This window comes from uncultured Gimesia sp. (genome assembly GCF_937910335.1).
Lineage (GTDB): Bacteria > Planctomycetota > Planctomycetia > Planctomycetales > Planctomycetaceae > Gimesia.
In genome coordinates this window covers 1-8,202 of the sequence record NZ_CALEMX010000276.1, presented here as the reverse complement: position 1 = coordinate 8,202, position 8,202 = coordinate 1, and the positions used below count along the sequence as shown (strand labels likewise).

Sequence of the window (8,202 nt, the reverse complement as noted above, 5' to 3'; positions counted from 1 at the left end):
CAACAAAATCATTTCCAGTCAAAGCAACCAACACAACACCAGCGCCCGACAACAAATATCTGAGCGGCTCGGCGCTAACAGCCGTTGGCAGGGCAAGGGACGCCGTCACACGAACCGCCGTGAGAAAGTAACAATCAGAAAACCAAAGCAACAAAATCATCTAAGGGTAATCCCGCGTGTAAAGTAGAAAATGACGCATGTATCAAGTAGCCGAGGACCCATCTAAAAAGCAGGGGCAGGCCCCATGTGTCCGCCCGCCAGAGCTATTAAAACGTTTCGTGCTTTTCGTGGTAGAAAAATAATTAAAAACAACGTCGGCCTAACCAACCCACGCACAAAGATTCTACCCGATAGCTACAAACAGGCAGCAGATGAAAATCCAGCAGTGCTGATCAGAGAATGAGCAGCAGAACAATGAGCGCCACAATGTCCGACACAATCCGAAAAGAACGGAGCCGCACATCGTCAACCGCTGTTGGTCCCCTATCAACCATCATCCAAAAACCATCAACACCCAACCAAACACGTATCAGAAATTTTCGTGTCTTTCGTGGTAGTAAATCCAACACGAATGACCAGAGAAAATCAATTCATAATAAAATGGATAAAGGCAACAAATTCGTTTATATTGAAGCGACAGCATCGCCCCAAAAGCGAAATCTGCGGCCGAAGAGCCGAAGCCACCTCTAGGGAAAAACGCCTTCCTTTCTCCGGTTAAGAAAGGGGGTGATGTCAAATGCATGCGAATCATAAGAATCACCTTGCGAAATCAGCGTTTACTCCACAGAATCAACGTTCTTCAATCGATCAAGGAACTCCATTCATGACAGACTTCGGCCGCAAATTAACAATCTTCGGCTGCCTGCTGTTTACCGGGTTCTGTTTGTGGCAAGCGGCGGCTCGTGGTGAACGTATCGACGAGTTTAGAAATTTGCTCGGACACGAGTACTTAGAGAGCACGTTGATGAAGCACATGAACGTTCCGTATGTGTCTCCTCACTCAAAGGCTTGGATCGACCCAACTGACTGGACCTCAATGCCAACGACGAAACATTTCGGTGCTCATGACCTTTCTCCCAATCCATGGACTGGCCAGATGAGTGAACGACAACTTCAGATGTGGCGAGTCTTTCTGGGAGGGGAATAATGAGTAAACACACATTGGCCGATGGAGTCGCTCGCCTAGAGGCGATTTCAGCGGAATTTGATTACGACAAGGCCCAACAATACGTCTTGTTGGCAAAAGAATTTCTACGAGTCGTCCGAGAGTTTTCCAGTGGCAAGGCGATCTCTGATGTTTGTGGTGAGCTTGGCGTTGACTTACCACAACAAGACAGTGAAAGGCTTGCAGCATTCCTTGGCTCCAAGCCTAATTATGCTCCAACAACTCAAAAAATTTGCCGATGGTATTTACTTGAACTTCATGCGATGGACCTGAAGATGAAGCCGGAAGGCCAGAGCATCTACGAGTCACTGATTCAAATGCTTGAGTTGGGCGGTGACTTCTATGAACATCATGGAGCATTGTGCATTCGAGATGCCGCAATGCTGCCTTTTTCCAATGCTATGAGCTAGGCGGCTTCTGCATCACCACCTTCGCAGGCTGAGCCGGTTTGTATGGCACAAAGCGTGCCGGTTGAGCAGGCTTCCACGGCTTGAACGTCGGCACGCCTGATGGCAGTACTTTCAGCTACTTCTTCAAGCTCTTAATGAACGCTGAATCCTTCGACAACGGATTCAGTGGCGACAAGCCTTTGAGCCTGCCATCAGTGTTGAACAACAAGCCTTCCTGTAGATGTCGTTCTGTTAGCCATACGTTTATGATTGAAAAGCAACTTTATGATTTGTACCAAATTCTGTACCAGTGAATGATTTGATTATATCAAATCGCCTTAAACCCTAAAAAGAAGTACGCCCGGGAGGATTCGAACATCCAACCTACGGATTAGAAGTCGCAACAGGTCCTTGTACTCAAAACCTTACCTAACGGTAAACGCTGAGTACACAGGGCCTTTTTCATTTATGGCTGCTTGCTGAAAACTCTACAAAGGCCATTTGAAGACCGCGCGGCGGCAAGAGTTGTGATCATTTTTGTGATCACTTTGAAAACAAATTTATTGAACTGACCGAATCTCAGAGCCCAAGCAAACTAATCACCACCCACGACCAACGATGTAGCAAGCCACGGATTTTTTTGATAAGTTCTCGCATAAATCAATTCGCTTAACAGATCTAGATATATGTCCTGCTGTCACAGGAAACAGTTTCACAGAGAGCATACTGCAATCAATATCAAGATTGCATTCCAGAACTGAAACCACAGTCGCATCATTAATCCGATGTGGACTTGTGTCTCGCCTGTTTTCGCGTGAGAAAAAAATGCTTGTAGTATCATTTCAAGTCTGACTTGAGGACCAGGACATGATTGCAGGCTGGTAAGCCATTCGCGACTTTATTTCATCGACGTTCAGCGATATGCGATACGCGCGGGATGGAAGAAGCAAATTTTCCGCACGCGCTAGTTACGGGAGGGACGCGATGTTAGAATAGACACCCGGTCCGAGTCTGGATTGGTTCCAGGCTCAACCCCAATGGGAAATTTCGGGTAATCGAAGAGAGGCTCACGATGCAGTCGAAGCTTCCAGTCAAACGTGCGCTACCCATTATTCGCGTGTTCGTCAGTTCCACGTTCAGCGATCTGACTCATGAACGGAACGCCCTGCACGCGATGGTCTGGCCCGAGTTAGAACGCTATTGCCAGCAGCGGGGGTTCACGTTTCAGGCGATCGATCTGCGCTGGGGAGTTCCCGCAGAAGCCGGTCTCGATCACCGCACGATGCGCATCTGCTTCGAGGAACTCCGCCGCGCGCAAGAGACCTCACCCGAACCGAACTTTCTGATCCTGCTCGGCAACCGCTACGGCTGGCGTCCCTTGCCGGAAGTCATCTCGGTCGATGACTTCAAGGAACTCAAGACCGCTGCCCAGCAAATTCAGAGCGAGCCACCGGAGTCCACGAAGCAACTGACCGAGAAGCAGACTGAACTTCTGAAGCAGGCAGTCGCCATTCTTGAAGACTGGTATCTGCTCGACGAGAACGCCAGGCCGTTTGGTAATGAGGCTCTGCCTGGCGAGTACGTTCTCCGGACGCGGAAGGCACTCCTCAACGGCGTGGACTACGGCAGGCAACCCAATGCCGATGGTAAATTACAGGACACACCCGAATGGCTCGATGTCCAATTCGTGTTGTGGTCGATCGTTAATCGAGCGTTTCCCGCGGCCGACCTTGCCGGGCGATTCCAGGCTCTGCACGAGACCGCGCCAGAGACCATCCCATCAAGTGTTCGCTTTCAGGCCTCAGCGACGGAGCAGGAAATCTGGCAAGGTGCCTTCCAGGCGGAGAACGCGGATCGGCACGTCATTGCCGCCGTTCGGGAAGTCGACGATCTCGATGCGATTCCCGATACTCCAAAACGGCGCGAATTTATCGACCTGAAAGACGACGGAACCCCGGACAGCGACGCTTCACAAGCGTTGACCAAATTGAAGTTAAAGCTCGAAGCCGTTTTGGGCGAATCGAAGATCATCCGCTCAACGTGCCAATGGGCCATCGACCAAAACAACAAACCCACTGGAGACATCACGACTTCCCATCTCGATGATTTCTATGGCGAGATCCTGGACCGGTTCAAAAGCATCATCATCGCGCAGATCAACGCCTATTGGGACCGCGATCTGTCGGCGGACGACGCCACGCTCGCCCAGGTGCGCGGGTCGCAACAGGAACTGGATCTCGAATGTACCGACCATCTGCGATTCGCCAGTGAGCGGGCACCGGAGAAGACCTTCGTCGGTCGGGAACCCGAACTACAACGGATTCGCGACTACCTCCACAGCGAGACGAACCAGCCATTCGTGGCACATGGCCCGTCCGGCAGCGGCAAGACGGCGCTGCTGGGAAAGATCATCCAGGAAGTGACGCCGTCGCGAAGTGCGGACGGCACGCGCGCGGAGACCGGACCGATCGTGCTGACCCGGTTCATCGGCACGACTCCCGAGTCTTCGAATCTCCGGTCGCTTTTGTCGAGCCTCTGCCGGGAACTGCGACAGGACTTCGCGCTGCCAGACCCGCTACCCACCGACCTGAATCAACTCATCGACGAGTTCTACTCGCAACTCGGCCAGGCGACTGGGGCCCGTCCCGTCTTTGTATTCCTCGACGCGCTGGATCAGCTCGATGTCGCCGACAACGGCCGGTCGGCCTTTTGGATTCGCACCCCATTGCCCTCAACGACGGACGCCGCGTGTCACGCGCGGATGGTTGTTTCGTGTCTCTCGCCGTCCGACGAATATCCCGAGGACTCGGACGCCTGCGAGCCGTTTCGGGCTCTGAAGCTGCGTTCGCTATTGGAAAAACATGAACTCAGTGCCCTCGACCTGAACGATGCTCGTAAGCTGTTCGGAAGTTGGCTGCACGGTGCCGGACGTAGCGTCGCCAAACTACAGCAGGACGGGATCTGGTCCGCCATGCAGAGATCATCTGCTTGCCGGCAGCCGTTGTTCCTCAAGGTGCTGTTTGAAGAGGCTCGTCGCTGGCGGTCGTTCGACGCACCTGCCGCGATTCCTGATTCACTGGCCCGGTTATTGGACGAGTTGTTCGTCCGCCTGGGAGAACCATCTGAGCATGGCGCATTGATTGGCATCGCCTTGAGTTGTCTGGTCTCCGCGCGGTACGGACTCAGCGAAAGTGAATTGCTCGAAGTCCTGTACGCGGACCCGGAGTACAAGACCATCCTCGCTGCGGACAACCAACGGAACGGACACGAGTTGCCCCCCGATTCGAACCGCATTCCAATTGCCCCCTGGACTCGCTTGCGGTCCGATCTCGCACCCTACCTGGCGGAGCGTGCCGCACCCGGTACTGCCGTCATGCATTTCTACCACCGTCAGGTCGAGCAGGCCGTGCGGCAGCGATACCTCCACACTCCCGACTACCAGACGAATCGCCACCGTCAACTGGCGGACTATTTTGATGGCCGCTGGAACCGGCCCGATGCGCATGCGCTGATGGAACTCCCGCATCTCCGTCTGTTGTGTCAGGATCACGATCAACTCCTGCACTGCCTGACGGACCTGCAGTTCCCCCTGCGGAAAACGCAGGCGGGACACGTGGCCGATTTGGTTCGGGATGTCGATGCTCTGCGGGCGGGACTTTCGGGAGACATGCGGTCCCTGCTGGAACCGTGGTACTTCTTCATTCGCGGCAACGCCCCGCTGCTGGCGGAGCATCCGGAGTGCTTCTTTCAACAGGCCTATAACGAACCGGTCGACAGCCCCGTGTCGCAAGCGGCTCAACAGCGTTGGACCCCACCGAGCGGTAGCAATCAGCCCCCTGATGCGACCACCACGCTACCCGCCGAGTTCCTCGAATGGATCAACCGCCCCACCCACTGGGAACCGCCTGCCTGCCTGATGACGCTCCAGGGACATACCGGCTGGGTCACCAGTGTGGCCATCTCCTCTGATAGCGGGACGATCGTCTCTGGCGACATGGACAATACGGTCAAAGTCTGGGATGCCGAATCCGGGGACTGCCGCCAGACCCTCCAGGGGCATACCGATTGGGTCACCAGCGTGGCTTTCTCCACCGATGGCCGGACGATTCTCTCCAGTTCCTGCGACAATACGGTCAAAGTCTGGGACACCGAATCTGGGGACTGCCGCCAGACCCTCCGAGGGCACTCTGCGGAGGTCACCAGTGTGGCCATCTCCTCTGATAGCGGGACGATCGTCTCTGGCGACATGGACAATACGGTCAAAGTCTGGGATGCCGAATCCGGGGACTGCCGCCAGACCCTCCAGGGGCACTCCGAGGATGTCACCAGCGTGGCCCTCTCCACCGATGGTCGGACAATCGTCTCCGGGTCGTGGGACAACACGGTCAAAATCTGGGACACCGAATCTGGGGACTGCCGCCAGACCCTCCAGGGGCATACCGATTGGGTCCGCAGCGTGGCTTTCTCCACCGATGGCCGGACGATTCTCTCCAGTTCCTGCGACAAGACGGTCAAAGTCTGGGACACCGAAACCGGGGACTGCCGCCAGACCCTCCGAGGGCACTCTGCGGAGGTCACCAGTGTGGCCCTCTCCGCCGATGGTCGGACGATTCTCTCCGGTTCCTACGACAAGACGGTCAAAGTCCAGGATGCCGAGTCCGGGGACTGCCGCCAAACGCTCCAGGGGCATACTAGTTCGGTCAAATGCGTGGCTTTCTCCGCCGATGGTCGGACGATTATCTCTGGGTCGTGGGACAACACGGTCAAAATCTGGGACACCGAAACCGGGGACTGCCGCCAGACCCTCCAAGGGCATACCTTGAGGATCGACAGCGTGGCCCTCTCCTGCGATGGTCGGACAATTCTCTCCGGTTCCTACGACAAGACGGTCAAAGTCTGGGACACCGAAACCGGGGACTGCCGCCAAACGCTCCAGGGGCATACCAGTGGGGTCAGAAGCGTAGCTCTCTCCAATAATGGCCGGACGATCGTCTCCGGGTCGTGGGACGACACGCTCAAAGTCTGGGATGCCGAATCCGGGGACTGCCGCCAGACGCTCCGGGGGCATATTTGGACGGTCAACTGCGTGGCCCTCTCCGCCGATGCCCGGACGATCGTCTCCGGGTCGGTGGACGGCATCAAAATCTGGGACACCGAATCCGGTGACTGCCGCCAGACGCTCCGGGGGCATACCAATAGTGTACTAAGTGTAGCTCTTTCCGCCGATGGCCGGATGATCGTCTCCAGGGCGATGGACAACACGCTCAAGGTCTGGGACACCGAATCCGGGGACTGCCGTGCGACGCATCCTCTGGATTCCGTTGATGCCCAAGTGGTCTGGGGCAGTGTTGGTCGACTCGATGAATCGCGCCGACTCTCCACCGAAGGCGGTCGGCTGCAATTAGCGCTTAGGTTGCTCCCCAAAGCCCAACGGACCGACACCACTTACACCGTTCCGGAAAACTTTTTCGCCCCTGGTAGTTTCGACCAAGCCTACGGCCCGCTGGCCGGCGACACGATTCTTGCTTTCACAGACAACGGCAAAGCCCACTGGTTTTGCATCCGCCGCCGCGATGGGGCGTGATGTGCCATTGACGTGGGAGCTGCCGACGAGTTCGTGGAATCTCATCCGTATTTCGGGAATCGCGAGAAACGTCTCCTTATTCGTCCCTTCGAAGTACGTGACCTTATTCGTCCCTTTGCAGTACGTGACCTTCCCATTGGCCGATGTGGCCGTGACGCGGAACTTATTCCGCGATCCTCAACCAAATTACGCGGCTGCTCAATACGGGGGAGACTACCTTTCTGATGTTACCAGATTGTAACCGGCTTCCTGTAGTGCTTCGATCGTCTTTTGAATGATTGATTTGTTGATGTTCTGTTGTACTTCCGGCAATTCCTTGAATTTTCTGATGTCTTGATGAAGACGAAGTTGGTTATTCCTGATATCAGTCAGTTCCCAACCATCAACGAGATGTCCCCTCAGCCAGACATTATGTTCCTGCTGCATCAGCCTCTCGAGCAAATCGTGATCTTCGGCCAACTTAAGCATTTCATCTTTTGCATTGGAATCGGAAGTGAGTTGCGGAGTGTATCCCGCTTCTGCCAAAGCGATGATTCTGCGGGAAACCGGTTCACGACTTGATTTTTTCTCATCTTCGGTTTGCTCATCGTATTTCATGTTTTCATTCTTGCCAGTGGCCTCTCTCCACCCTTCGTAACCTGCTTCTGCTAACTTCTCTAGAACATCTACGGGCAGTTTGTGTTGCTCTCCTTCCAAAATATCCTGCATAAAATCATCAGTCACATGCAATGCCAGTAAACGTGGCGAGGGGAGTGAGTCAGGGCCGTAATAGTTTTTGCCCAGCAAAGAACCCATTGTGATGACCGATTCCATGGAACGTGCTCCATGCAGATACTCATCAACGTGGATAAACGCATTAAGAATGCCAGTACTGATGGATGCCATTTTTGTTGCCGGGTCGATAATTTCCGGTGCGTTACGCTCTAAAAGTGAACGCAGCAACATTGCACGGCGGATGAGATAAACATATTCACTCTTCTCTGTGCAGTTGTTTTTTTCGTCTTGAATCTGGTTCGGTCCTTTGACATTCAAATAGCCACGCAGGCGGCTGACAAAATCGGGCC

Annotated in this window: 4 protein-coding genes; 3 read left to right on the top strand and 1 reads right to left on the bottom strand. The window is 54.5% G+C overall.

Translation table 11 applies throughout. From position 1 onward, the window contains the following. Positions 1-823 precede the first annotated feature (823 nt). The 3 genes from Q0668_RS11190 (at position 824) to Q0668_RS11180 (ending at position 7,138) form a co-directional block, all read left to right on the top strand. Positions 824-1,147: a hypothetical protein gene (locus Q0668_RS11190; RefSeq protein WP_298864348.1), complete on the top strand. Its 324-nt coding sequence runs from the start codon at positions 824-826 to the stop codon at positions 1,145-1,147. After that, positions 1,147-1,575, top strand: coding sequence for a hypothetical protein (locus Q0668_RS11185; protein ID WP_298864345.1), 429 nt, complete (start codon positions 1,147-1,149; stop codon positions 1,573-1,575). The genes Q0668_RS11190 and Q0668_RS11185 overlap by 1 nt, the downstream gene beginning before the upstream one ends. Positions 1,576-2,626: 1,051 nt before the next feature. Beyond that, positions 2,627-7,138 (top strand): AAA family ATPase, encoded by a 4,512-nt coding sequence (locus Q0668_RS11180; RefSeq protein WP_298864342.1) that lies wholly within the window; start codon positions 2,627-2,629, stop codon positions 7,136-7,138. A gap of 213 nt (positions 7,139-7,351) precedes the next feature. Here the strand turns inward: Q0668_RS11180 and Q0668_RS11175 are convergent. Then, the coding region (locus Q0668_RS11175; protein ID WP_298864338.1) for a RyR domain-containing protein at positions 7,352-8,202 on the bottom strand (851 nt) is incomplete at its 5' end.

Bases quoted from the DNA above. Each gene is read 5' to 3' on its own strand.
- Q0668_RS11190 (WP_298864348.1), top strand. From the start codon at position 824: ATGACAGACTTCGGCCGCAAATTAACAATCTTCGGCTGCCTGCTGTTT.
- Q0668_RS11185 (WP_298864345.1), top strand. From the start codon at position 1,147: ATGAGTAAACACACATTGGCCGATGGAGTCGCTCGCCTAGAGGCGATT.
- Q0668_RS11180 (WP_298864342.1), top strand. From the start codon at position 2,627: ATGCAGTCGAAGCTTCCAGTCAAACGTGCGCTACCCATTATTCGCGTG.